The following is a 550-nucleotide window of genomic DNA, read 5'->3' on the forward strand; positions in this document are numbered from 1 at the left end:
GATTGGTGATTTCTTAGATCAGTCGCTTGGCCACGAGCGCCGAGATCATTCGCCAATCGGCGAAGTGCAGACGTGTAATTTCGGAGCGTCGGCGCGCTATGGTGTTGCTGAGCCGCAGCGTGGGCGATCGCCTTGTCAATCACGTCCCGGTGTTCGTCGGACAGATGGGGATAGCGGTTAGCCGGGGCACCAACAGCCGCTGAATAGCCCGGCTCATGATAGGCACGCAGGACGTTCAAGGCCCTCTTCATATCATCGTTTTTCGGAAAGAAAGCATCGAGGTGATCGACCAGGGATTGGTGATTTTTCAGGTCAATCGCTTGGCCACGAGCGCCGAGATCATTTGCCAATCGGCGAAGGGCATACCTGTATTTTAGGACCGTGCTCTCGCTATATTTTTGCTGAGCCGCAGCGTGGGCGATCGCTTTATCAATAACGTCCCGGTGTTCGTAGGACAAATGGGGATAGCCGGTGGCACGGGCGCCACTCGCGACAGGATCGGCTCGGCGCGGCTCGGCCACGTGCGGCTCAAAGCCCGCTTGCCGGGCCT

Annotated in this window: 1 pseudogene; it reads right to left on the reverse strand. The window is 58.2% G+C overall.

Features of this window, described 5'->3' with window-relative positions:
* Positions 1–521 (reverse strand): annotated as a pseudogene (locus AC0L3E_RS34620) (Ulp1 family isopeptidase); the annotation flags it as partial.
* Between the last annotated feature and the right edge of the window lie 29 nt (positions 522–550).

The organism is Mesorhizobium sp. WSM4822, assembly GCF_055811155.1.